Source organism: Burkholderia sp. MSMB617WGS, from assembly GCF_001532025.2.
Classification (GTDB): domain Bacteria; phylum Pseudomonadota; class Gammaproteobacteria; order Burkholderiales; family Burkholderiaceae; genus Burkholderia; species Burkholderia savannae.
The window spans coordinates 3181588-3206617 of record NZ_CP013457.1; the positions used below are offsets into that span (position 1 = coordinate 3181588).

Here is a 25030-nt window from a genome sequence, read left to right on the forward strand (position 1 = left end):
GGCTCCCGTTCGATATGCAAGCATGCGGCATGCCGCCCGCGCACCATGCATGGATCGAGTATCCCACAACGCGGACGACCTCGACCGCGCGTCACTCGAGCCTGGTATATGCGACGATTATGCGACTTTTCAAGCCGCCTCGCTCGCTCCGATGCTGCAAAGCAAAGCCGGATAAACCCTGAAAATGGGTTCTTTACAACGTCCCCGTATACGTCTAAAAATTCTCTTGACACTCTAATAAAGAGCGCCAACAATCAAGCTGGCACTTTTTTCAATTTGTCTTTACGACTATTGGAAGAGGCCGAGGTGAGCTTGTGAGGGGGGAACGGCTGCGTTTGCCGGTCGTTTAGCTTTTCGAGCGTGCTCGTTGTAAGTAGCGACTGTGTGACAGGGGAAGTAGGTATGGCAACTGGTATTGTCAAATGGTTCAATGACGCGAAGGGCTTCGGCTTCATCACGCCCGACGAAGGCGGCGAAGATCTGTTTGCACATTTCTCGGCGATCAACATGCAGGGCTTCAAGACCCTGAAGGAAGGCCAAAAGGTCAGCTTCGAGGTAGTGCAAGGCCCGAAGGGCAAGCAAGCGTCGAACATCCAAGCAGCTTGAGGGCCGTCTGGATCAAAATAGAAAACCCGGCTTCCAGCCGGGTTTTTTTTCGTCCGCCCGCGGCGCGCTCGAGCGCCACGACGAACAGAATGTGCGCTCGATGACCGAACTCGGTCGCCGCGCATTTCAAACGACTTTCAGCACGCCCATCATCCCGAGATCCTCGTGCTCGAGAATATGGCAGTGGAACATCCGCTCGCCGCGCTCGAACTGCGCCGTGAGAATCCGCACGCGCTCGCCCTGCCGAACGTTCACCGTGTCGCGCCACGCGCGATAGGGCTCCGGCGTCTTGTTTCCGTCGATCTCGCGCTCGACGACCTGGAACTGCGTGCCGTGCAGATGAAACGGATGATCCATGTCGGTTTCGTTACGAATCGTCCACAATTCGACGTCGCCGCGCCGGCTCGTCAATGTCGCGCGGTGCGGCTCGAACGTCGCGCCGTTGATCATGAAGCGCATGCCGGCCGGTCGGCCGTGCGCGGGCGAGCGCATCATCGCGTTCATGTCCATCTGCTCGCCGAACGACACGTCCTTGCGCGCGACCGGCTCGCCGAGCGAGGGCACCGCGCGCAAATGCGCGGGCAGCGCACGCGGCGCGCCGGGCTCGAACGCGACGTCGGCGAGCGGCAGCGCGGGATCGGGCGGCAGGCTGCCGTGCGCGGCATCCGACATCGACATCTTGCCGCGGTCGTACTCGAGCGCCGTCAGCACTGCGCGCGACGCGCGATCGCCCGCGCGCACGACGAGCTCGACGCGCTCGCCGGGCGCGAGCAGCAGCGACGTCACGTCGCGCGGCGCGTCGAAGAGGCCGCCGTCGGTGCCGACGTGCGCGAACGATCGGCCGTCGTCGAACCCGATGCGCAGATAGCGCGCGCTGCACGCGTTCCATACGCGCCAGCGCTCGTCGCCGGCGAGCGAAATGCGCGGCCGTCGCGCACCGTTGACGAGCACGAACTGGCCTTGGCGGCCGTTCATCCAGTCCATCATGTCGTTCGGCGCAATCGTTCCGTCGTGTGCAAGCTTCAGATCGGAGATGAACAGATGCCGCTCGGGCCAGCCGGCGAGCGGATCGTCGGCCGCGCGCACGACGAACGGCCCCGCGAGCCCGCGAAACACCTGCTCGGCCGTCGCCATGTGCGGATGCGGGTGGTACCAGTACGTGCCCGCGCTCCCCGTCGGCAGCGTGAAGCGATAGACGCGCGTCGCGCCCGGCGCGACGAGATCGGACGGATTGCCGTCCTGGTCGGGCGGCACGGGCAGCCCGTGCCAGTGAATCGTCGACGGCTGCGGCAGCCGGTTGACGAAGCGAAGCTCGACCGCGTCGCCTTCGCGCACGTCGATGAGCGGGCCGACCACCGGCCCCTGCACGCCCGCGCCGAATTGCCAGAACGTCGTCGGCGCGGCGCCCGGCAACAGCGTGCGCGCGACGGGCTGCGCGACGAGCGTCGCGCGGAACACGCCGGGCTCGCGGCTCTCGTTCGCGAGCACGCGCAACGCGGCAAGCGGCGCGCCGGCAGGCAGCGCGTCGGCGGCCGCGAGCGCCTGCGCCGCCGGCTTCGCGCCCGGTGCGCGGGCGGGCGCGGGCGACATGCCCGGCATGTCGTCCATGCCTTCCATGCCGCCCATGTCGTGCATCTCGCCGCCGGCCGCAAGTGCGCCGCGCGCGAAGAGCGACGCGACGGCCGCGGCCAGCGCGCTGGAAAGAAAATGTCTGCGCAACATCGATCGACTCCTGTGTCGCCGAAACGGAAATTCCGACGATACACCAGTCGGCGCGCGCATGGTGCGGCGCTTACGTGCGTTGCGCGCGAGCGCCGCGCCAAAACGAAACACCCCGGCGGGCACACGGCCCGCCGGGGTGTCGTTCGACATCGGCCAAGCCGACGCGCTTACTGCATGTTTTCGATCAGCACCTGACCGAAGCCCGAGCACGACACTTGCGTCGCGCCTTCCATCAGGCGTGCGAAGTCGTACGTGACGCGCTTTTGATGGATCGACTTCTCCATCGCGGCGATGATGACGTCGGCCGCCTCGGTCCAGCCGAGGTGGCGCAGCATCATTTCGGCCGACAGGATTTCCGAACCCGGGTTCACGTAGTCCTTGCCCGCGTACTTCGGCGCCGTGCCGTGCGTCGCTTCGAACATCGCCACCGAATCCGACAGGTTCGCGCCCGGCGCGATGCCGATGCCGCCGACTTGCGCGGCAAGCGCGTCGGAGACGTAGTCGCCGTTCAGGTTCAGCGTGGCGATCACGTCGTACTCGGCCGGACGCAGCAGGATCTGCTGCAGGAACGCGTCGGCGATCGAATCCTTGATCACGATCTCGTTGCCCGTCTTCGGGTTCTTGAACTTCATCCACGGGCCGCCGTCGATCAGCTCGGCGCCGAATTCCTTCTGCGCGAGCGCGTAGCCGTAGTCACGGAACGCGCCTTCCGTGAACTTCATGATGTTGCCCTTGTGGACGAGCGTGACCGACTTGCGATCGTTGTCGATCGCGTACTGGATCGCCTTGCGCACGAGACGCTCGGTGCCTTCCTTCGACACGGGCTTGATGCCGATGCCCGACGTTTCCGGGAAGCGGATCTTCTTCACGCCCATCTCTTCCTGCAGGAACTTGATGACCTTCTTCGCCTGCTCGGATTCCGCCGCCCACTCGATGCCGGCGTAGATGTCTTCCGAGTTCTCGCGGAAGATGACCATGTTGGTCTTCTCCGGCTCGCGCACCGGCGAAGGCACGCCCTTGAAGTACTGGATCGGGCGCAGGCAGACGTACAGGTCGAGCTCCTGGCGCAGCGCGACGTTCAGCGAGCGGATGCCGCCGCCGACCGGAGTCGTGAGCGGGCCCTTGATCGACACGACGTACTCCTTGAGCACCTGCAACGTCTCTTCCGGCAGCCACACGTCCGGACCGTAGACCTTCGTCGCCTTCTCGCCGGCGTAGATCTCCATCCAGTGGATCTTCTTCTTGCCGCCGTACGCCTTCTCGACCGCCGCGTCGACGACCTTGATCATCACCGGCGTGATGTCGAAGCCCGTGCCGTCGCCCTCGATGTAAGGGATGATCGGCTGATCGGAAACGTTGAGCGAGAAATCCTTGTTGACGGTGATCTTGTCACCGCCTTCCGGAACCTTGATGTGCTGATACGGCATGATCGACTCCAGTGATATGGCTGGGCTGGTGGGTATCTGGTTGTGCGCGGTCGGGCGTGCGCGGCGCCGGCCCTGCGTCCGCAAAGGCGAGCCGCTATTCTAGCGCTCTCGCGGCGGAAGGCGGCGCGAAACTGGTACGCGGGACCCGCGCAAGTCTTATATAAGACAAAAGACTTGCCGTTCCGTATTATGCATTAAGATTCCGCCATTTGCCATAGAACGCGGCCCGCGTCGCGCCGCCCGTCCCCTCGCGAGCCTTGCCCCATGCGCCTCATCGCCCTCAACAAACCGTTCGGCACGATCTGCCAGTTCTCTCCGCACGAAACCCGCGCGTCGCTCGGCGACTGGGTGAAGACGCCCGGCGTCTACCCGGCGGGCCGCCTCGACGCCGACAGCGAAGGGCTCCTTCTGCTCACCGACGACGGCGCGCTGCAGGCGAAGATCGCCGAGCCGCGCCACAAGCTCGTCAAACGCTACTGGGCGCAGGTCGAGGGCGCGCCGGACGCGGCCGCGATCGCGGCGCTGGAGCGCGGCGTCGATCTCGGCGACTACGTGACCCGCCCGTGCCGCGCGCGTTTCGTCGCGCCGCCCGACGCGCTCTGGCCGCGCACCCCGCCGATCCGCTTTCGCGCCGCGATCCCGACGACCTGGATCGAGCTCGAGATCGCCGAGGGCAAGAACCGCCAGGTGCGGCGAATGACCGCGGCGATCGGCTTTCCGACGCTGCGCCTCATCCGAGTCGGCATCGGCGCGCTCGACGTGTTCGCGCTCGGCCTCGCGCCCGGCGAAACCCGCGAGTTGCCGCCCCGCGCGCCCTGGGAGCGCGCAAAGCGGCCTGGATGACAATGCGGTGACACGTTTCGCCGCGCGTCAACCGACTTCGAACCCGACGCGTTAAACGACGCAGATGCCACTCCCAGCTATCCGGCATTGGCGACCGAACCGCGGTCCCGTCGCTCGAGCGACACCTGCGCGAACCGGCCGCCTGCAGCGCGAAGAGATTTTTCTCGATGCGTCTGTCAACCGAAAGGTGGATGGCACGTTAGACGACATGACTCCTATGCCGGGTCATTTGGTTAATTAACTAAAGCTGAGGAACACAACATGAACAAACTGATCGCCGCTCTGGTCGCTGGTCTCTTCGCAACGGCTGCTTTCGCGCAAGCTTCGGCTCCGGCCGCTGCTTCGGCTCCGGCTGAGAAGGCTGAAGCTGCTTCGGCTCCGGCTAAGAAGGCCCACAAGAAGCACGCACACAAGAAGCACGCGAAGAAGGCGAAGGAAGCCAGCGCTGCTGAAGCCCCGGCTGCTGCTTCGAACTAAGTAAGCAAGTTGTAAGACGCAGTCAAGAACAAGTCGTTGCCGTTCTTACGGCGTTGCAAGGCAGATCCCCGCGAGGCGATCTGCCTTTTTCTTTTTGTCTCCGTTCCCCCGCCTCGCACCGTGCACGTGATCTGCGCGCGACGCCGCGCTTCGCGTACCATGCGGGTCTCGAATTCCCGATAGGAGCCCAAGCCGTGCGATTTTCCCCGCGCTCTTCGCTCGCCCGATTCGTGCGAGCCGCCGCCTTCCCGATCGCGCTCGCGCTCGCCGCGGGCGGCATGCACGCCGCGGCCGCGCAGACCGCGCAGTTGCCGCCCGGCGCGAAGCAGCCGAGCGAATTCCCGCGCGTGAAGCTGCGCGCCGGCATGTACGTGATCGACGCGGCCGTGGCGGCGAACGACGCCGATCGCGAGCAGGGCCTCATGTACCGCTCGCAGCTCGCGCCGAACGAAGGGATGCTGTTCGTGTTCAACGAGAACGCCGTGCATTGCTTCTGGATGAAGAACACGCTGATCCCGCTGTCGATCGCGTTCATCCGCGCGGACGGCACGATCACCGACATCGACGAGATGAAGGCCGAGACGACCGACAACCATTGCCCGCGCAACAACGGCGTCTACGCGCTGGAGATGAGCCGCGGCTGGTTCGCCGCGAAGGGCATCAAGCAGGGGATGAAAATCGACGGGCTGCCGCAGCCGCAGTGACGCCCGACGCGGGCGACGCGCGCCGCCCGCCTCCGCCCGTGCCACGACAGAAAGCCGGCCGCGCGCCGGCTTTTTCGCGCGCGCCGTTTTCGTGCACGGACGAGGCGCTCAAGCGTTCGCCGACGCGCGGGACTTGATTGCCGATGCATCGCCCGCATCTGCAAAAGCCCCGAGCAAGCGCTATGCTTTAAGTCTCGCAAGAGCGACGGCGCCGGCCGCACCGGCCGGGCCGTTTCCGTCCAGAACCATCAGGAGGTTCACGTGCCCCGCAAAACCCCCATCGAGCGCTATCGCAACATCGGTATCAGCGCTCACATCGACGCCGGCAAAACCACGACGACCGAGCGCATCCTCTTCTATACCGGCGTGAGCCACAAGATCGGCGAGGTTCACGACGGGGCGGCCACGATGGACTGGATGGAGCAGGAGCAGGAGCGCGGCATCACGATCACGTCCGCGGCGACGACGGCGTTCTGGAAAGGCATGGCCGGCAATTATCCCGAGCATCGGATCAACATCATCGACACGCCGGGCCACGTCGACTTCACGATCGAAGTCGAGCGCTCGATGCGCGTGCTCGACGGCGCGTGCATGGTCTACGACTCGGTGGGCGGCGTGCAGCCGCAGTCCGAAACCGTCTGGCGCCAGGCGAACAAGTACAAGGTGCCGCGCATCGCGTTCGTCAACAAGATGGACCGCGTCGGCGCGGACTTCTTCCGCGTGCAGCGGCAGATCGGCGAGCGCCTGAAAGGCGTCGCCGTGCCGATCCAGATTCCGATCGGCGCGGAAGAGCATTTCCAGGGCGTCGTCGATCTCGTGAAGATGAAGGCGATCGTCTGGGACGACGAAAGCCAGGGCGTCAAGTTCACGTACGAGGACATCCCGGCGAACCTCGTCGAGCTCGCGCACGAATGGCGCGAGAAGATGGTCGAGGCCGCGGCCGAGGCCAGCGAGGAACTGCTCGAGAAATACCTGACCGACCACAATTCGCTGACCGAGGAAGAAATCAAGGCCGCGCTGCGCCAGCGCACGATCGCCAACGAGATCGTGCCGATGCTCTGCGGCAGCGCGTTCAAGAACAAGGGCGTGCAGGCGATGCTCGACGCGGTGATCGACTATCTGCCGTCGCCCGCCGACGTGCCCGCGATCCTCGGCCACGATCTCGACGACCACGAAGCGGAGCGTCATCCGAGCGACGACGAGCCGTTCTCCGCGCTCGCGTTCAAGATCATGACTGATCCGTTCGTCGGCCAGTTGATCTTCTTTCGCGTGTACTCGGGCGTCGTCGAATCGGGCGACACGGTGCTGAACCCGACGAAGGACAAGAAGGAACGGCTCGGCCGAATCCTGCAGATGCACGCGAACGAGCGCAAGGAAATCAAGGAAGTGCGCGCGGGCGACATCGCGGCGGCGGTCGGCCTGAAGGAAGCGACGACCGGCGACACGCTGTGCGATCCGGGCAAGCCGATCATCCTCGAGAAGATGGAGTTCCCCGAGCCGGTGATCTCGCAGGCGGTCGAGCCGAAGACCAAGGCCGACCAGGAAAAGATGGGCCTCGCGCTCAATCGCCTCGCGCAGGAAGACCCGTCGTTCCGCGTGCAGACCGACGAGGAATCCGGCCAGACGATCATCTCCGGGATGGGCGAGCTGCATCTCGAAATCATCGTCGACCGGATGAAGCGCGAGTTCGGCGTGGAAGCCACGGTCGGCAAGCCGCAGGTCGCGTATCGCGAGACGGTGCGCACCGTCGCCGAGGATGTCGAGGGCAAGTTCGTCAAGCAGTCGGGCGGCCGCGGCCAGTACGGTCACGCGGTGATCAAGCTCGAGCCGAACCCCGGCAAGGGCTATGAATTCCTCGACGAGATCAAGGGCGGCGTGATTCCGCGCGAGTTCATTCCGGCGGTCAACAAGGGCATCGAGGAGACGCTGAAGAGCGGCGTGCTCGCGGGCTATCCGGTCGTCGACGTGAAGGTGCACCTGACGTTCGGCTCGTACCACGACGTCGACTCGAACGAGAACGCGTTCCGCATGGCCGGCTCGATGGCGTTCAAGGAAGCGATGCGCCGCGCGAAGCCGGTGCTGCTCGAGCCGATGATGGCCGTCGAGGTGGAGACGCCCGAGGACTTCATGGGTAACGTGATGGGCGACCTGTCGAGCCGGCGCGGCATCGTGCAGGGCATGGAGGACATCGCGGGCGGCGGCGGCAAGCTCGTGCGCGCCGAGGTGCCGCTCGCCGAGATGTTCGGCTATTCGACGTCGCTGCGCTCCGCCACGCAGGGCCGCGCAACCTACACGATGGAGTTCAAGCACTACGCGGAGACGCCGGCGAACGTGTCGGAAGCGGTCATCAACGCGAAGCAGGTCCGCCGCGGCTGAGCGGCCGGCTTGCGAGGCCGTGCGGCGGCGGCATCGCGCCGCGCGGCCCATGAAACGAAAGCCCGTCCGGAAACGGACGGGCTTTTTTTTCGGCACGCGCCGCCCGGGCATCGACGAGGCCACGGCGGAGCGTTCACGCCGCCCGCCTCGCGACGAGGCGTCGTCTCCCCGCCACGCTCGGCGCGGCGCTGACCGCGGTCGCGCTGCGTGACCGCTTCGACACCTTTCAACACGTTTTGCGATATAGGCGGCGCAAGCGCACCGCGCACGATATCCGTAACGTTCCCGCTCGGGCTGGCAGGCCTGAACCGCGCGATCCCGCAGAATCGCGCGGCGGCATAACCCCGCCGCGCGCCGGACGCTGCGGACTCGGCCGGCACGCATGCGCATCCGCGGGCTTCTTCGCCCGCTTCTTCGCGCGCTTGGCGCGCCCGCGGCTCCGGTTCGTTTCGACTAGCCGGAACAGGTATCCGGCCGCCGTGCCGGCCGGCTCGGTTTCAATTCTGTAACCAAACCCGCCTCCTTGCGATCGACGCCACACCGGCGAGCCAGGACCTGCCGCGCTTCCGGATTCCGCCGTTTCCCGCGCGGATCATGGCCGCAATGACGCCGATCGGCTCGACGGACGACGTGCCGATGAGCCGCGCGCGCGGCCGGGAGACGGGCGATCCGCAGCGCGAGCATCTTCACGACGCGAGCACAACGGTCGTGCCCCCCGGCGCGCGCACGCGCGATCGGCGGCATCCAGGCGGCCTCCCTGCTCGCCCACACGCTCTCGCCGCCGGGCGCGGAGCGCCACCCGCTCGACGCGATCGGCGAGAGGGTCGGCGCGATCGGATGGGGGATCGCCGCGCTGTTCCTGGCCTGCCGGATCGCATCGATCCTGCGCCGCCGCTCGCGGCGCGCGGCCGACGCGTCCACGCGCGGACCTTCCTCCCGACGTTTCATTTCAGAAACAAAACAACTTCTCCGATGTTTCAGCGCCGCGTTCGCGAAGCGCCCACGCCTTGCTCGATGGGCGTGAGCGGCCGATGGCACGGTTATCGCAGTGAGGGGCGCGCACGGCGGGCCCGCGTGCCGATCGACGCGGCCGGCTGGTCTCGCACCAGTCCGGACGAGATCGGCCACTGAAACGACAACGCATCTTCCGGCCCCCGGGCAACACACGCATAAAACCGCGCGGCAACACGGACCGCGCGCTTCGGGAGACCCATGATGCACAAGCCGAAACAGCCGTACCGCGCGGCGGGCCGATGCTATCGCGCGACCTTGCTGGCGGCGGCCGCATTCGCGTACTGCTGCGGCTCGTATGCGCTCGCGCAAGAAATCATGCCCGCGGGGCCGAGCGCCGCGCAGTCACGCGACGACGCGCCGCTTTCCGCGCCGTTGCCAGTTGCGCAAAACGCGACGCAGGCCGGCGCGCCGGATGTGTCCGCCAATGCGGACGTCGCGATGCCGCCGGCGGAACTGGCGTCGCCCTGCTCCGCCGATCCGGCAGCGTGCGAATCCGTGCTTCATCTCGCCAACGGCGCGGGGGGCAACGGCGAGCACGGAATCGGAACCGGCGGCAGCCCGGGCAATGGCCGTGGAAGCGGCGGCAATGGAAACAACGGGGATGGCGCCGTCGGGCCGGCTGGCATCGGGGGCGGCGCGACGACAGGTTCGACCTCCGGCGGCACGACCGGCACGGGCCGCGGCAGCGGTAACTCCGCGGGCAACGCATCGGGCATCGGCAACGCCGGCGGCGGACATTCGGGTGGTGGTACGTCGGGTGGTGGTGCTGCGGGCGGCGGCACCTCGAACGGCGGTGCTTCGGGCGGCGGCACTTCGGGTGGAGGCACTTCGGGCAGCGGCACCTCGAACGGCGGTGCTTCGGGTAGCGGTGCTTCGGGTAGCGGTGCTTCGGGTAGCGGTGCTTCGGGTGGCGGCACTTCGGGTGGCGGTACTTCGGGTGGAGGCACGTCGGGCAGCGGCACCTCGAACGGCGGCACTTCGGGTGGCGGCGCTTCGGGTGGCGGCACTTCAAGCGGCGGCACGTCGGGCAGCGGCACCTCGAACGGCGGTGCTTCGGGCGGCGGCACTTCGGGTAGCGGCACTTCGAGTGGCGGTACTTCGGGTGGCGGTACTTCGAGTGGCGGTACTTCAAGCGGCGGCGCGTCGGGCAGCGGCACCTCGAACGGCGGTGCTTCGGGCGGCGGCACTTCGAGTGGCGGTACTTCGGGTGGAGGCACTTCGAGCGGCGGCACGTCGAGCAGTGGCCATGGTGGACACAGCGGCGGTAGCGGCGGCGACAGCGGTGGGGGTCACGGCAACGGCGGCGGAAATAGCGGTGGCAGTCAAGGTAGCGGCGGCAATGGCGGTGGCAACGGTAGTGGCGGCGCTAGCAACGGTGGTGGTCACGGTAACGGCGGAAGCAACGGCAATGGCAGTGGTGGTGCCGGCAATGGTGGCAATGGCGGCACCGGTAACGGTGGCGGCAATGGCGGCAGCAACGGCGGCCATGGCAACGGTGGCAGCAGTGCCGGTGGTAACGGCAACGGCGGCAGCAACGGCAATGGCGGTACCGGTAACGGTGGCGGCAATGGCGGCAGCAACGGCGGTCACGGCAACGGTGGCAGCAATGCCGGTGGTAACGGCAACGGCGGCAGCAACGGCAACGGCGGCACCGGTAACGGTGGCGGCAATGGCGGCAGCAACGGCGGTCACGGCAACGGTGGCAGCAATGCCGGTGGTAACGGCAACGGCGGCAGCAACGGCAACGGCGGCACCGGTAACGGTGGCGGCAATGGCGGCAGCAACGGCGGCCATGGCAACGGTGGCAGCAGTGCCGGTGGTAACGGCAACGGCGGCAGCAACGGCAATGGCGGCACCGGTAACGGTGGCGGCAATGGCGGCAGCAACGGCGGCCACGGCAACGGTGGCAGCAGTGCCGGTGGTAACGGCAACGGCGGCAGCAACGGCAACGGCGGCACCGGCAACGGTGGCGGTCATGGCAACGGCGGCAGCAACGGCAATGGCAACGGCAGTGGTGGCGCCGGCAATGGTGGTGCCAACGGCGTTGGCAACGGCAATGGCAGCAGCAACGGCGGCCATGGCAACGGTGGCAGCAGTGCCGGCGGCAACGGCAACGGCGGCAGCAGCGGCGGCCATGGCAATGGCGGCGGCGGCAACGGCGGCCACGGGAACGGCCACTGACCTGCGGCGGCGCTCAGGTCAAAGCGCCGCGAGCGCACGTGCCGCGCAGTGGGCGAAGGTGCGCGCCGAGCCGCGCGCCATTCGTCATCGCCCGATACGGTATCGAGCACGGCGCGGTTCGCGCGCGCGCGCTCGATCACTGCCGCCGTCGTGGCCGCGAACGCGCCAGGCTGGACGGGCACCATATGAGCGCGCGGCGCACCCACGCAATCTCGTCCAGCAACGAACGCTTCGGCAGGCGCGGCGCGCGTGGTCGATCGGACGATACGGCATCGATAACATCCGACGCACCACGAGCCGCGGCGACAGGTCGATTTCCGATCCGCGCGCGCAATGTTGTAGAGAATCTGTTGGGTCGCGCCTGCCGCACCCCATGCGTCGTCGACGAGTTCTCGATGTCTGCCGCGTCGAAACAGCTCATGCCCCGGCGGCGAACATGGCGCTGTGCGGCCCATGAGACGAAAACCCGTCCAACAACGGACGAGCTTTCCGTTACCCGCCCGCGGGCGGGCGATCCGATCGGTCAGGCGCGCCGCGCGGCCCACGCACTGCGCGAGCCGCCGCCCGCCCGCATCGATCGCGTCTGCGCGACGTGCGCTGCGCGGCTACAGCATTTCGAGCGGCCGCTTGCCGCGCGGCGGCTTGAAGTGCGCGTCGAGCCGCTCGAGCTCCTCTTCGTCGAGCGCGAGGTCGAGCGCCGCGCGATTGTCGCGCACATGCTCGACGCTGCCTGCCTTCGGAATCGCCAGAACGTTCGGTTGCCTAAGCACCCACGCGAGCGCGACGCGCATCGGCGATACGCCACGCCCGCGCGCGATGTCGTCGAGCGCGGTGCGCTTCGGAAGGCGCATGTGATCGATCGGGCTGTACGCCATCGCCGGCATCTCGCGGCGCGCGAGCCACGGCAGCAGATCGAACTCGGGGCCTCGGCGCGCGAGGTTGTAGAGGATCTGATTCGTCGCGCAGACGCCGCCGCCCGCCTCGGCGGCGAGCGCTTCCATGTCGTCGACGTCGAAATTGCTGACGCCCCAGTGGCGGATCTTGCCCGCGTCGCGCAGCGCCTCGAAGCCCGCGATCGTCTCGGCGAGCGGAATCGCGCCGCGCCAGTGCAGCAGATACAGATCGACGCGATCCGTGCGCAGGCGCTTCAGGCTCGCGTCGCACGCGGCGACAACGCCCGCGCGGCTCGCGTGATGCGGCAGGACCTTGCTCACGATGAACAGCGCATCGCGCGCGCCGGCGAGTGCTTCGCCGACGAGCGTCTCGGTCGCGCCGTCGCCGTACATTTCCGCGGTGTCGATGAGCGTCATCCCGAGCTCGACGCCTTCGCGCAGCGCGGCGATTTCGGCCGCGCGCGTCGCGGGCCGCTCGCCCATTTCCCAGGTGCCCTGCCCGAGCTTCGGTATGCGTTCTCCTCCGGGCAACGCGACGGTGTCGAGCATGCTGGCCATATCGTTCCTCGTCACAGGTTCGGATGCGGTGCGCGTCGCGCGCGGCCCGCGAGTGATTCGTCAGTGTAGCGACTCGCGCGGCCTCGGACGGCGTTCGGCGCAAAAACCGGGTATAACCGCGGCACGCGATGTCTTAGAATGGCCGCACTGTTTTCTACGTCCACTCCATGAAGCCATCGACGGAAGACCGCTGGTCCGACCTGCGCCCCGACCCCGACAACGACACGCCGCTCTACCTGCAACTCGCCCGCAAGCTGGGCGACGCGATTCACGACAACCGCTGGGCCGCGGGCGAAGCGCTGCCGTCGGAGCGATTGCTCGCGGAGTCGCTCGGCGTGTCGCGGATCACCGCGCGCAAGGCGATCGCGCTCCTCGTCGAGCAAGGGCTGATCCGGCGCACGCAAGGCGCGGGCAACTTCATCCAGCCGCGCTACGAAGATCCGCTGTCGCGGCTGTCGAGCTTCAGCGAGATGCTCAAGCGCCGCGGCTTCACGCCGAGCTCGACGTGGCTTTCGCGCGAGATCCAGCCCGCGAACCGCGACGAGGTGATCCAGCTCGGGCTGTCGCCCGCCGCGTCGGTCACGCGCCTGAAGCGCCTGCGGCTCGCGGACGGCATCGTGATGGCGGTCGAGAACTCGACGTTTCCCGCAACGATCGTCCCCGACCCGCAGGCGATCGGCGATTCGCTGTACAGCTATCTCGAACAGCGCGGCACGCCGATCGTGCGCGCGCTGCAGCACTTTCGCGCGGTCAACGCGACCGACGAGATCGCGCGGCAGATGGGCATCGCGCCGCACGACGCGCTCCTTCTCATCACGCGGATCGGCTTCACGCACGATCAGCGCGCAATCGAGCTCACCGACACTTACTGTCGAAACGATTATTACGATTTCGTCGTCGAGCTGCGCAAGTAGGCCGCGCGCCGCAAGCACGCGTCACGGCAGCCAGCGCGGCGCGTCGCTGCCGGGCGGCACGGGCCCGCGCGAAAAGCGCGGCGGCGTCGCCGACAGCGTCTCCGCGTGCCGCACCCCGCACACCGCGCCGAACGGCGACGCGAGCGCGTCGTCGAGGCAGTCCTGAACGTCGTCGAGCGTCGTGTCGCGCATGCGCTCGCCGCCCTCGACGATGCCGAACGATTGCAGCCATCGCCCCGTCTGCGCGAGCGACACGCGCACGTGCCAGCTGCCGCCCTCGCGCGCGCGACGCGCGAGCGCCGTCATCGCGCCGAACGCGGCGAGATAGCCGGTCGCGTGATCGAGCGCCTGACACGGCAACGGCCTCGGCACGCGCCCGCCCGCCGCTTGCCGCTCGACCCACGCGATGCCGCTCGCCGACTGCACGAGACTGTCGAAGCCGCGACGCGACGCCCACGGGCCGCCGTAGCCGTATGCGCACACCGATACGCAGACGATGCCCGGATGCCGCCTCGCGAGATCGCGCGCGCCGAAGCCGCGCGCATCGAGCGCGCCGGGCCGGTACGACTGCACGAACACGTCCGCTTGCGACGCGAGCGCATCGAGCGTCGCGCAGCCCGCCGCGTCGCGCAGATCCACGAACGCCGCGCGCTTGCCGCGACCGTTGTCGATCGCGAACGCGGGAATGTTCGGCAGATGCGGGCCGGTGACAACGAGCGTCTGCGCGCCGTGCGCGGCGAGCGTGCGCCCCGCGACCGGCCCCGCGATGATTCGCGTCAGATCGAGCGCGCGCACGCCGGAAAGCGGCTGCCCGGCCGCGCCCGCGCCGATCGGCCGCGGCGGCGCGTCGCCCGTGCGTTCGATCTCGAAGAGCGGCTCACACGCGAGCGCCCGCGCCTGCTCGTGCGCGCGCCATTCTTCGGGAGACCGTATCAGCGCCGCGCACCACCCTGCGTCGGCGAGCGCGGCATCGAGCGCGTCGCCGTCCCAACCGCGAATCGCGGCCGCGACCTGCGCGCGTTCGCCGCCGCAGCCGAGCACGTCGAGCACGCCTTGCAGGTGATGCGGGAAATTCGCGTGCAGTTGAATCCAGCGCGCGTCGCGCGTCTCGTAGAAACCGGTGACGGGATGCCTCGGCTCGGGCGGCGCGCGGCCGTCGACGCGCAGATACCGTTCGCTGCGAAACGCCGCGAGCGCATGCCGCACCGACACGCGAACCCGCTGTGCGCGCCCCGTTCGCAAGCGATCGCATTCGGCGGCGGCAAGCCCCGCCGCCGCGATCGACGCCGCCGCGAGCGCGCCGATTCGATGCGCCGACGGCAGGCACGGATCGTCGCCGTCGAGATCCACGCGTTCGAGCGCGGCCGGATCGCCGTCCGCGAGATGCCACAGATGCGTCAATGCGCGCCGGGGATTCATCGCAGCGGCCTCGTCGTGGTGTGCATGCAAACGAGTCTAGAATTGCGTGCACGCGCATTCAATCCCGAATGCGCGCATCCATGCGCGGCGCGCGGCCGCCACGCGAGCGCCGGCGCGCGCCGCGCCCGAACGTGCGCTCTTCGACACGAAGAACTGCCGGCATGCCCCGCTTGAGCGCGATCGAAGCCGCGCGACTGCTCGGCGTCAGCGTGACGACCCTCTACGCATATATGTGAGCCGCGGCCTGCTGCGCTCGCGCGCCGACGGCGCGAGCAAGCGCCGCTATTACGGCGCGAACGAGGTTCGCCTGCTCGCGCGCCGCCGCGCGGACGCTAAGCGCGCGGGCAGCGTCGCCGAGCGCACGCTCGACTGGGGCGTGCCCGTTCTCGAATCGCGGATCACGCAGATCGCGGACGGCGCGCTCAACTATCGCGGCCGCGATGCGATCGCGCTCGCGACGACGGCGACGCTCGAGGAGGCCGCCGCGCTGCTGTGGGACTGCCCGCTCGCGCGCGTGCAGGCGGCGCCCTTCGCCGCGCCGTCGTTCGACGCGGCGCGCTGGCACGGCGCGATCGATCCATGGCGCGATCGCCCGCCGCTCGCGCGCGCGCTCGCGCTGCTGCCCTTCGCCGCGCCCGCGGCCGTCTTCGTGCAAGGCCACGGGCGCGGCGATCTCGCGCACCGCCCCCGTTACTGCACGCATCGCCGGCTTTCCCTACAATGTCGGCTGCCCGCCCCGAACGCGCCCGCCGCGCCTCGCTTTCATGTTCCAAGCCCCGCCCGCCGTCTCCCCGAGCGAAAAATCGCTGACCGTGATGCTGTGGCTCGTCGCCACCGGCTTCTTCATGCAGACCCTCGACGCGACGATCGTCAACACCGCGCTGCCGTCGATGGCGGCGAGCCTCGGCGAATCGCCGCTGCGGATGCAGTCGGTCGTGATCGCGTACTCGCTGACGATGGCCGTGATGATCCCGGTATCCGGCTGGCTTGCCGATACGCTCGGCACGCGCCGCGTGTTCTTCAGCGCGATCCTGATCTTCACGCTCGGCTCGCTCCTGTGCGCGAACGCGCGCACGCTGCCGCTCCTCGTCGCGTTCCGCGTGATCCAGGGCATCGGCGGCGCGATGCTGCTGCCCGTCGGACGGCTCGCCGTGCTGCGCACGTTTCCCGCCGAGCGCTATTTGCCCGCACTGTCGTTCGTCGCGATTCCGGGCCTGATCGGCCCGCTGATCGGGCCGACGCTCGGCGGCTGGCTCGTGAAGATCGCATCGTGGCACTGGATCTTCCTCATCAACGTGCCGGTCGGCATCGCGGGCTGCATCGCGACGTTCTACTCGATGCCCGACGCGCGCAATCCGGCCGCGGGCCGCTTCGACCTGAAAGGCTATCTGCTGCTGACGATCGGGATGATCGCGATCTCGATGTCGCTCGACGGCCTCGCCGACCTCGGCATGCAGCACGCGATGGTGCTCGTGCTGCTGATCCTGAGCCTCGCGTGCTTCGTCGCGTATGGCCTCTACGCGGTGCGCGCGCCGCAGCCGATCTTCTCGCTCGAGCTCTTCAAGATCCACACGTTCAGCGTCGGCCTGCTCGGCAACCTGTTCGCGCGCATCGGCAGCGGCGCGATGCCGTATCTGATTCCGCTGCTGCTGCAGGTGAGCCTCGGCTACGGCGCGTTCGAAGCGGGCCTGATGATGCTGCCCGTCGCGGCCGCGGGGATGTTCTCGAAGCGGATCATCACGGTGCTCATCACGCGGCACGGCTATCGCAAAGTGCTGCTCGCGAACACGATCATGGTCGGGCTGATGATGGCGAGCTTCGCGCTGATGAGCGACGCGATGCCGGCCTGGCTCAAGATCGCGCAGCTCGCCCTGTTCGGCGGCTTCAACTCGATGCAGTTCACCGCGATGAACACGCTCACGCTGAAGGATCTCGGCACGGGCGGCGCGAGCAGCGGCAACAGCCTGTTCTCGCTCGTGCAGATGCTGTCGATGAGTCTCGGCGTGACGGTCGCGGGCGCGCTCCTCGCGACATTCACCGGCATGATGCGAAGCGTCACGCCGACGCACTCGCTGCCCGCGTTTCACGCAACGTTCATCTGCGTCGGCATCATCACCGCCGCGTCCGCGTGGATCTTCGCGCAACTGTCCCCCGACGTGCGCGGCGCCGCTCGGCGCAAGACCGACCCGTCCGAGCGCGCGTGACGCGAACGCGGCCGCCGCCGCGACCGACGAACGTGCAACCGGCATGGCGGAGGCGGCGCACGGCGCACGAGCGGCGGGGAGCGCGGCGCGCGGGCGTTTGCGCGCGCGACGGCCGCGAAAGGTACGCGGCCGCTTCGGCGCGCCGCGAACGCGTTCGCGTCCGAGCGTCCGAACCTCTGAGCGAACAAGCCGTTACGCATCCGAGCGTCCGATTGTCGCAGCGCAACCCGCCGCGACGCGCGTCGCCGCCCGTCCACCGACCCATCGCGACGCCGCCGCGAATCGCCCCAGGGGCCGCGCGCCCGGCTTTCGCGCCATCGCGAAGCGCCGCGCACCACACGGGTGCACGCCCCCCGCTCGGCGCGCGATGCTGCGGCACGCCGGAGCGCCTTTTTGCGCACAGTTCTTGCTCGCCTATTCTGTAGGTAAACTGACGGTTCTCAAGCAGCCGAATCATGAGCATGATCGACATCGATCCCCCCAGCTTCCAGTCGCCGCGCCCGATCGCGGGCGACGACGGCAACCGGCGCACCGTGCTGTACGGCGACTACACCGTATTCAGCGTGTTCCAGCCGGTGTTCTCGGTGTCGCATCGCCGCGCGATCGGCTACCACGCGTCGCTGCGCGCGCACGACGCGCACGGCAACCAGGTGCCGTCGCACGAGGTGTTCACGCAGGCCGCGCGCCGCGGCGATCTGCTCGAACTCGGCCGCCTCGCCGAATCGCTGCATCTCGGCAATTTCCACACGTTCGACAGCCACGACGAATGGCTCTTCCTGAGCCTGCATCCGGCCGCGCTGATGGACACCGTCTACGGCGACGCGCTCCTCGCGAACCTGAAGGCGCTCGGCCTGCCTGCGCAGCGCGTCGTGCTCGAAGTGCCCGAGCAGGCGGGCGGCGAGACGCCGCGCTTCGCGGCGATCGTCGACGGGCTGCGCAAGGCGGGCTTTCTGATCGCGCTCGGCGGCTTCGGCGCGAAGCATTCGAACATCGACCGCGTCTGGCACCTGCATCCGGACATCGTCACGCTCGATCGCGGCATCCTCGCGCAGGCGAGCGAGCATTCGCACCTCGAGCGCGTGCTGCCCGGCCTCGTGTCGCTGCTGCACGAATCGGGGCAGCTCGTGCTGATGGGCGGGATCACGACCGAGCGCGAGGCGCTCATCGCGCTCGAATGCGACGTCGATTTCGTGCAAGGGCAGTACTTCGCCGGGCCGAGCGTCGAGCCGGTGCAGCCGCAGGTCGCGGCGTCGATCATGGATACGCTGTCGGCCGCGCTGCGGCTGCGCGTCGCCGAGCGTTCGCGCGCGCAGGACGCGCGCCTCGCGCCGTACGTCGCCGCGCTGCTGCAGGCGAGCGCGCTGTTGCGCGAAGGCCGCGACCTGACCGAAGCGTCGAAGGAACTGCTCGAACTGCCGGAGGCCGCGCGCTGCTTCCTGCTCGACGCGTCGGGCCGGCAGATCGGCGACAACGTGCTGCCGCACGTGCACGCGTCGCAACGCGCAAAGCGCTTCAGCCCGCTGCTGCATTCGGAAGGCGCGAGCTGGGAACGGCGGCCGTACTTCATCGAGGCGATGCGCGTGCCGGGGCGCGTGCACTTCACGCCGCCCTATCTGTCGATCAACGAAGCGCACCTGTGCGTGACGGCGTCGATCGCGACGCCCGCCGCGCAAGGCATGCAGGTGCTGTGCGTCGACGTCAACTGGGAAGCGGCCGCGCACCGCGACTAGACCGGGACGGGCGCTCGCCCGCCGCCGCTTCGCTCCTGGCCGCGCGTCGCTGCGCCGTTCGCGCGCACGACGCGACGTTCAGCCGGCCGCGCGAGCGCGCTTTCTGACGACGAGCCGGCGCACGCACTTGCCGGACGACTCGCTCACCTTTTCCTGTTCGAACAGCACGTCGCATGCGTCGCCGAGCGCCGCGTGCACGCGCGCGGGCTCGACGACCGCGTAGAGGCGACCGCGCCCGTCGCGCTGCGCGCCGTCCGACGCCACGCGCCAGCTCAGATACAGCGTGCCGCCCGGCGCGAGCAGCTCGACGAGCCGCGCGAGCGCGGCGTCGACGTCCTGGCTCGGCAGATGCATGATCACCGTCTCGCATAGCACGTTGCGGAACGCGCCGGACGGCACGCCCGCGAGCGCGGGCAGCAGCGCCTGCTCGAAGCGCAGCGCCGGGTGGCCGCGCCGCGCTTCGGCGACGAGCGACGCGCTGCCGTCGTAGCCGCATGCATCGAAGCCGCGGCTCGCGAGCCACGCGACGTCGCGGCCCGCGCCGCAGCCGATGTCGACGGTCGACCCGGGTTCGAAGTAGTGCTCGAGGAGCGCGTACATGTCGTCGGGCGCGGGTTGTTCGGCCCATTCGCGTGCGTAGTCGGCCGCGTGGCGGTCGTACGCGTCGAGCGTCGTGCGGTCCATCGTCGTCTCCTCGGCGGGCGGCTGCGCATCGGCTCGCGGGGCGCGGGCGCGCGCTCGCGTCATGGTAATCGCCGCGGGCGCTTCGCGCATGCGGACGTCGCGCAGGCGAGAGGCGCGGCGACGATGGCGTCGATGCGGCGACTACGAGATTCGGCACGCGGGCGCGGCTCGCCGCGCGTTGCGGCGGTTGGTGTCGATTGCGTTGGTGCGGATGTGGACTTCGACTTCGAAAGTGGCGTTGGCGTTGATGTTGGTGGCGTCGGCCGCCCCGGCCGATGCACTCGGTCGCGTGCATGAACGGCAAGAGATCCGCCCGAGACGGCCGTGATGCGATAGCCGCCGACGAGCCAGAAGCCGTCGACCATTGAGCACCGGCTGTTGCCTCCACTCTGTCGGCTGCCGGCTGTCGCCTGTCGCCTGTCGCCTGTCGCCTGTCGCCTGTCGCCTGTCGCCTGTCGCCTGTCGCCTGTCGCCTGTCGCCTGTCGCCTGTCGCCTGTCGGCCAGCATGATAAATCGACTGCGCCGGCGATCAACATCCGATCTTCGACGATGCCCTATCGGCCGTCGCCGAACCGGCGATCGAACGAATCACGGGCGGCCGGTCATCGCCGCATCGAACCGCGCGGCGCGACGCAATCGAAGCGCCGCGTTCCGACAACCGCGCGGCACCACGCGCGAGCGTCCTCGCACCGCCCCGTCCTGCGCCGCAGCCGTAGCCGTGCTACCCCGCCCGCGCCGCCGCGCGCAAGTCGGCATAGAGCGCATCACCGCCCCACGCCGGCCGCGCCTGCGCCCGCTCAGCCTCGTGCACGAGCGCGCATAGGCGCGCGTTGACGGGCGCCGCGCGCCCGAGCCGCTGCGCAAGATGCACGATCTCGCCGTTGATCCAGTCGACCTCGGTCGCCCGCCCCGCGGCCAGGTCGTCCGACATCGACGAGCGCGCGAGCGGATCGATCTCGAGCATCTGCCGGCCAAGCCGCGCGAACCACGCGTCCGGCACGCTCAGGAATCGCGGCACCCACGCGGCGGGCAGCGGCGTGAGCCGCGCCGGGCGGATTCCCGCCGCCGACAGCAGCCGCAGCGCCTCCGTCTGCGCGAGCGCGAGGCAGCGCCGATAGCCGCGCGCGGCAAGCTCTTCCTTCAGCGGCCGGTTCGCGAGCGCGTTGATCGCGTTGTTGAGATTGAGCAGCAGCTTCGCCCACTGGACGGCGCGCATGTCCGCGCGCGGCACGAGCGGCAGCCCCGCGCGCTCGAACGCGCCGGCGAAACGTTGCAGCGCGGGCGCGGCCTCGACTTGCAGCTCGCCCGCCGAACCTTGATGAAAACCGCCCGCGCCGCGCGCGATCACGTTGAACGGCACCATGCCGGCGAGCACGGTCGCGCCCGGCAGCGCGGCGCGCAGCGCGTCCGCGTTGCGTACGCCGTTCTGGAAGCTGACGACGATCGCGCCAGGCCGCACGACGCGCGCGAGCGCGGCGGCGACGGCAGGGGTCGCCGCCGATTTCACCGTCACGAGCACGAGCTCGGCGGCCGCGGCAACGTTGGTGTTGGCGCTGGCGCTGGCGCTGGTGTTGGCGCTGGCGCTGGCGTTGGTGCTGGTGTTGGCGCTGGCGCTGGTGTTGGTGCTGGCGCTAAGGTCTGCGTTGGCGTTCGCATCCGCGTCGGCATCGACGGTCGAGAACGCGATCGCGGAAGGCGGCACGCGCGCGTCACGGCCGCGATAATCGGACAGCGCAAGACCGTGCGCGCGCAATTCGGCACCGATCCGCTCGCGGCCGATCAGCGCGACGTCCGCGCCGCCCGCGAGCAGCCGACCGCCGATGTAGCAGCCGACCGCGCCCGCGCCGTAGATGCAGATCGTCGCCATCGACGCGAATCAGACGCGCGCATTGCGCGCGCCGGCGCGCACCGTCCCGACGCGCCGCTCGATCTCGTCGCGCACTTCGCCGCGCAGCCCGACGAAAAACGCGACTTCCGCGACGACGAACAGCGGCCCGACGATGAGCCCGACCAGATCGTCGACGAACGCGGGCTTGCGCCCCTCGAAGTAATGGCCGACGAACTGGATCACCCAACCGACGAAAAAGAGCCCGAGACCCGCGCCGAGCCAGAGCGCGGTCGTCTGCGCGGCGAGCGCGCGGCCGGCCCAGAGGCTCAGCGCGAGCAGCACGGCCATCGCGGCGCCGAAGCGCAGGTCGAGCCGCAGATAGAAGATCGCCGCCGCGAGCGCGACGAGCGCCGCGGGCGTGAGCGCAAGCGCGCCCCACGCGGCGAACGCCGGCCGCGACAGCAGCACGGTCACCGCGACGACGATCATCGGAATGCCGACGAGATGCGTCGCGATGTTGCGCGCGTCGCGATGATAGGCCGCGTACTGCGCGAGTTGATCGACCAAGGTTCTCATCGTGTCTCCTCCTGACGCCTGATGTTCGATGCCGGTTGCGAGTGAGCGCTATCATGCCCGTCACGCGACGATTTCTCTGTCAGCTACCCGACACCCCCACGGCCGATGCATCCGCTCCTCGAACCCTACCGCTCCCAGCTCGACGCGCATCCGTGGTTCGGCGCGCTGCCCGCCGAGCTGCGCGATGCGCTCGCCGCGGCCGCGACGCCGCGGCGGCTCGCGGCAGGCCAGGTCCTGTTCCGCCGCGGCGACGCGCCGTGCGGGCTCTACGCGGTGCTGGGCGGCGCGCTGTCGGTGGGCGCCGTCGACGCGAGCGGCAAGGAGGCGCTTCTCACCGTCGCCGGGCCGACGACGTGGTTCGGCGAAATCGCGCTCTTCGACGAACTGCCGCGCACGCACGACGCGATCGCGCTCGAGGACGCGCTGCTCCTGCACATCCCGCAAGCTGCGCTGCAGCAATTGCTCGACGACACGCCGCGCTACTGGCGACATTTTGCGCTTCTGATGGCGCAGAAGCTGCGCATGTCGTTCCTGAACGTCGAGGCGCTCACGCTGCTGCCCGCCGCGCAGCGGCTCGCGGCGCGGCTGCTGATGATCGCCGAAGGCTACGGCGGGATCAGCGCGCGGCATCGGCGCATCAGGCTGTCGCAGGAGCGGCTCGGCGCGATGCTGTCGCTGTCGCGGCAAACCGCGAACCAGCTGCTCAAGGATCTCGCGGCGCGCGGCGTCGTGAAGCTGCACGTCGGCGAAATCGAGATCATCGACCTGGACGCGCTATGGGCGGCGAGCGGCGCGGCGGATCGCGCGGAAGGCGGCGCGCGCGGCGTGGGCGACGCGGGGAACGCCGGCGATGGCGCGCGCGGCGGCGCGCGGCGGCCAGGCGATGCACGGGCGTCCGGCGACGCGGACGTCACGGATAACGCGGACGCCGCGAAAGACGCGAAAGACGCAAGCAACACGAACGACGCGGAAAACGCGAACGACACCGACGACGCGAGCCGCGCGCGCGCCTCGCGCGGCCAGCCGTAGCCGCAAACAGCGGCGGCAGGATCGGAATCCGCGCACCCGTGCGGCGCTCCCTGCGCGTCCGCTATCATCGCGTATCGCCCTCCGTCCGCACGCCCGACCGCCACCGTATGCACGCATCCCGCTCCGCCCCCGGCCGCGCCTGGCCCGTCTTCGTCGCGTTCCTGCGCCTCGGCCTCACGTCGTTCGGCGGTCCGATCGCCCACCTCGGCTATTTCCGCGACGAATTCGTCGTGCGGCGGCGCTGGCTCGGCGAGCGCAGCTACGCAGACCTCGTCGGCCTCTGCCAATTCCTGCCCGGCCCCGCGAGCAGCCAGGTCGGCATCGCGATCGGCCTGTCGCGCGCGGGCTACGCCGGCGCGTTCGCCGCGTGGGCCGGCTTCACGCTGCCGTCCGCGCTCGCGATGATCGCGTTCGCCTACGGCATGGCCGGCGCGACCGGCCATGCGCTCGCGCCGGGCGCGCTGCACGGGCTGAAGATCGTGTCGGCGGCCGTCGTCGCGCAGGCGGTCTGGGGCATGGCGCGCAATCTGTGCCCCGACGCGCGGCGCGTGACGATCATGACGATCGCGACGGGCGCGGCGCTCGTCGCGCCGTCGACGTGGACGCAGCTCGCCGTCATCGCGACCGCGGGCTGCGCGGGGCTGCTGCACGTCGATCCCGCGCGCGACGGCGCGCACGATCCGCTGCCGATCGCGCTGCGCCGCCGCACGGGCGCATGCTTGCTCGCGCTGTTCGGCGCGCTCCTGATCGGCCTGCCGCTCGCCGCGCGCGCGTCGGGCAGCCACGCGCTCGCGATCGTCGATGCGTTCTATCGCGCGGGTGCACTCGTGTTCGGCGGCGGGCACGTCGTGCTGCCGCTGCTGCAGGCGTCGGTCGTCGCGCCCGGCTGGGTCGGCGGCCAGACGTTTCTCGCGGGCTACGGCGCCGCGCAGGCCGTGCCCGGCCCGCTCTTCACGTTCGCCGCGTTTCTCGGCGCGTCGATGAAGGATGCGCCGTCGGGCTGGCTCGGCGGCGCGCTCGCACTCGTCGCGATCTTCGCGCCGTCGTTCCTGCTCGTGGCGGGCGCGATTCCGTTCTGGGAGCGCTGGCGAAAGAACGCGCGGATGCAGGCGGCGCTCGCGGGCGTCAACGCGGCCGTCGTCGGGCTGCTGCTCGCCGCGCTCTATCAGCCGGTGTGGACGGGCGCGATCCTCGCGCCGCGCGACTTCGTCGCCGCGCTCGTCGCGTTCGTCGCGCTCACGTTCTGGCGCGTGCCGCCTTGGATCGTGGTGATCGGCGCTTGCGTCGCGGGGTGGGCCCTCTTTTCCGCGTGATCGGATTGCATCGACCACCCGATCGGCCGATTGCGGCACGCAAATCGTCGCCGGTGGTCGGATATTCAAATCTTCAAATCTTCAAATCTTCAAATCTTCAAATCGTCGAATCGTCGAATCGTCGAATCGGCGGATCGGCGGATCGGCGGATCGGCGGATCGGCGGATCGGCATATTGAAGGAACGAAGGATCTGAGGATCGTCGAACGCGGCTCGACGACGACGACGACAGCCGCCGCTGCGGCGGCCGCGCCTGCGCGCACCTCGTTGATCGTGCGCGCATGCCCGCCATCGATCGGATGACGCAACGACATCACGGAAAGGGATGCGGAATTGCGCTGCGGGATCGGGCGCGCGATTGCGCATCGCCTTGGCGTCGCCGATGCCGCGCGCGCCGGCGCGATCGCGCCGTGCGCCCCCGCGCCGCCGTCGCCGGCAGCGCGGGCGAGCGAGCCGGACGCGCTCCGTCGAGCGCATCCGGCCGCCATTGCCGAACCCGGCGGGCATTCGATGCCGCCCGCCGGATTCACGC

The 25030-nt window shown here is 69.2% G+C and carries 19 protein-coding genes and 2 pseudogenes; 12 read left to right on the forward strand and 9 right to left on the reverse strand.

The features are described from left to right. The first annotated feature begins 402 nt into the window (after positions 1-402). On the forward strand, positions 403-606 hold the full coding sequence (locus WT60_RS15700; RefSeq protein WP_004196460.1) for a cold-shock protein: 204 nt from the start codon (positions 403-405) through the stop codon (positions 604-606). A gap of 126 nt (positions 607-732) precedes the next feature. Here the strand turns inward: WT60_RS15700 and WT60_RS15705 are convergent, their stop codons facing one another. Both WT60_RS15705 and icd read right to left on the reverse strand, forming a co-directional pair. After that, complete coding sequence (locus tag WT60_RS15705; protein WP_060356718.1) at positions 733-2328, reverse strand: multicopper oxidase family protein; 1596 nt, start codon at positions 2326-2328, stop codon at positions 733-735. A 167-nt stretch (positions 2329-2495) separates the two neighbouring features. Further along, on the reverse strand, positions 2496-3755 hold the full coding sequence (gene icd / locus WT60_RS15715; protein ID WP_038745290.1) for an NADP-dependent isocitrate dehydrogenase: 1260 nt from the start codon (positions 3753-3755) through the stop codon (positions 2496-2498). 264 nt (positions 3756-4019) lie between these two features. Here icd and WT60_RS15720 point away from each other — a divergent pair, with 264 nt between their 5' ends. From WT60_RS15720 to fusA, 4 genes are all read left to right on the forward strand, one after another. Continuing rightward, the gene (locus tag WT60_RS15720) at positions 4020-4598 is read left to right on the forward strand and encodes a pseudouridine synthase (protein WP_059643570.1); all 579 of its coding nucleotides are present in this window, start codon (positions 4020-4022) and stop codon (positions 4596-4598) included. Between the two features lie 261 nt (positions 4599-4859). After that, complete coding sequence (locus tag WT60_RS15725) at positions 4860-5075, forward strand: hypothetical protein (RefSeq protein ID WP_081463944.1); 216 nt, start codon at positions 4860-4862, stop codon at positions 5073-5075. A gap of 194 nt (positions 5076-5269) precedes the next feature. Continuing rightward, positions 5270-5779, forward strand: coding sequence for a DUF192 domain-containing protein (locus WT60_RS15730; RefSeq protein ID WP_038745294.1), 510 nt, complete (start codon positions 5270-5272; stop codon positions 5777-5779). A 261-nt stretch (positions 5780-6040) separates the two neighbouring features. Next, a complete protein-coding gene (gene fusA, locus WT60_RS15735; protein WP_059581496.1) occupies positions 6041-8155 on the forward strand; it encodes an elongation factor G in 2115 nt (704 codons plus the stop codon). Between the two features lie 453 nt (positions 8156-8608). On the opposite strand, the gene WT60_RS35200 is transcribed toward fusA, so the two are convergent. Then, the gene (locus WT60_RS35200; protein WP_236860828.1) at positions 8609-9076 is read right to left on the reverse strand and encodes a hypothetical protein; all 468 of its coding nucleotides are present in this window, start codon (positions 9074-9076) and stop codon (positions 8609-8611) included. Positions 9077-9370: 294 nt separating this feature from the next. On the opposite strand from WT60_RS35200, the gene WT60_RS15750 reads away from it, so the two are divergent. Beyond that, positions 9371-11350, forward strand: a complete 1980-nt coding sequence (locus WT60_RS15750; RefSeq protein WP_100185347.1) for a hypothetical protein — start codon at positions 9371-9373, stop codon at positions 11348-11350. Between the two features lie 605 nt (positions 11351-11955). Here WT60_RS15750 and WT60_RS15755 read toward each other — a convergent pair. Further along, positions 11956-12801: an aldo/keto reductase gene (locus tag WT60_RS15755; RefSeq protein WP_060356348.1), complete on the reverse strand. Its 846-nt coding sequence runs from the start codon at positions 12799-12801 to the stop codon at positions 11956-11958. Positions 12802-12968: 167 nt separating this feature from the next. Between WT60_RS15755 and WT60_RS15760 the strand changes: the two genes are divergently transcribed. Beyond that, positions 12969-13715, forward strand: a complete 747-nt coding sequence (locus WT60_RS15760; RefSeq protein ID WP_038752055.1) for a GntR family transcriptional regulator — start codon at positions 12969-12971, stop codon at positions 13713-13715. 21 nt (positions 13716-13736) lie between these two features. On the opposite strand, the gene WT60_RS15765 is transcribed toward WT60_RS15760, so the two are convergent. Beyond that, positions 13737-15134, reverse strand: coding sequence for a CoA transferase (locus tag WT60_RS15765; RefSeq protein ID WP_059669690.1), 1398 nt, complete (start codon positions 15132-15134; stop codon positions 13737-13739). A 161-nt stretch (positions 15135-15295) separates the two neighbouring features. Here WT60_RS15765 and WT60_RS15770 point away from each other — a divergent pair. From WT60_RS15770 to WT60_RS15780, 3 genes and pseudogenes are all read left to right on the forward strand, one after another. Continuing rightward, positions 15296-15771 (forward strand): annotated as a pseudogene (locus WT60_RS15770) (MerR family DNA-binding transcriptional regulator); the annotation flags it as partial. Positions 15772-15898: 127 nt separating this feature from the next. Then, positions 15899-17338 (forward strand): multidrug transporter subunit MdtD, encoded by a 1440-nt coding sequence (mdtD, locus tag WT60_RS15775; protein WP_038752059.1) that lies wholly within the window; start codon positions 15899-15901, stop codon positions 17336-17338. A gap of 455 nt (positions 17339-17793) precedes the next feature. Then, on the forward strand, positions 17794-19068 hold the full coding sequence (locus WT60_RS15780; RefSeq protein ID WP_059581473.1) for an EAL domain-containing protein: 1275 nt from the start codon (positions 17794-17796) through the stop codon (positions 19066-19068). 78 nt (positions 19069-19146) lie between these two features. Here WT60_RS15780 and WT60_RS15785 read toward each other — a convergent pair whose 3' ends face one another. From WT60_RS15785 to WT60_RS15795, 3 genes are all read right to left on the reverse strand, one after another. Continuing rightward, positions 19147-19752 (reverse strand): class I SAM-dependent methyltransferase, encoded by a 606-nt coding sequence (locus WT60_RS15785; RefSeq protein ID WP_060356355.1) that lies wholly within the window; start codon positions 19750-19752, stop codon positions 19147-19149. Positions 19753-20474: 722 nt separating this feature from the next. Then, the gene (locus tag WT60_RS15790) at positions 20475-21620 is read right to left on the reverse strand and encodes a 2-dehydropantoate 2-reductase (RefSeq protein ID WP_060356350.1); all 1146 of its coding nucleotides are present in this window, start codon (positions 21618-21620) and stop codon (positions 20475-20477) included. A 9-nt stretch (positions 21621-21629) separates the two neighbouring features. Further along, positions 21630-22157, reverse strand: coding sequence for an Mpo1-like protein (locus WT60_RS15795; RefSeq protein ID WP_038752067.1), 528 nt, complete (start codon positions 22155-22157; stop codon positions 21630-21632). A gap of 105 nt (positions 22158-22262) precedes the next feature. On the opposite strand from WT60_RS15795, the pseudogene WT60_RS15800 reads away from it, so the two are divergent. Continuing rightward, positions 22263-22964, forward strand: a pseudogene (locus WT60_RS15800) (Crp/Fnr family transcriptional regulator); the annotation flags it as partial. A gap of 329 nt (positions 22965-23293) precedes the next feature. Beyond that, a complete protein-coding gene (gene chrA / locus WT60_RS15805; RefSeq protein WP_060356351.1) occupies positions 23294-24499 on the forward strand; it encodes a chromate efflux transporter in 1206 nt (401 codons plus the stop codon). A 97-nt stretch (positions 24500-24596) separates the two neighbouring features. Here chrA and WT60_RS15810 read toward each other — a convergent pair whose 3' ends face one another. Continuing rightward, a complete protein-coding gene (locus WT60_RS15810) occupies positions 24597-25028 on the reverse strand; it encodes a hypothetical protein (RefSeq protein ID WP_145986806.1) in 432 nt (143 codons plus the stop codon). Between the last annotated feature and the right edge of the window lie 2 nt (positions 25029-25030).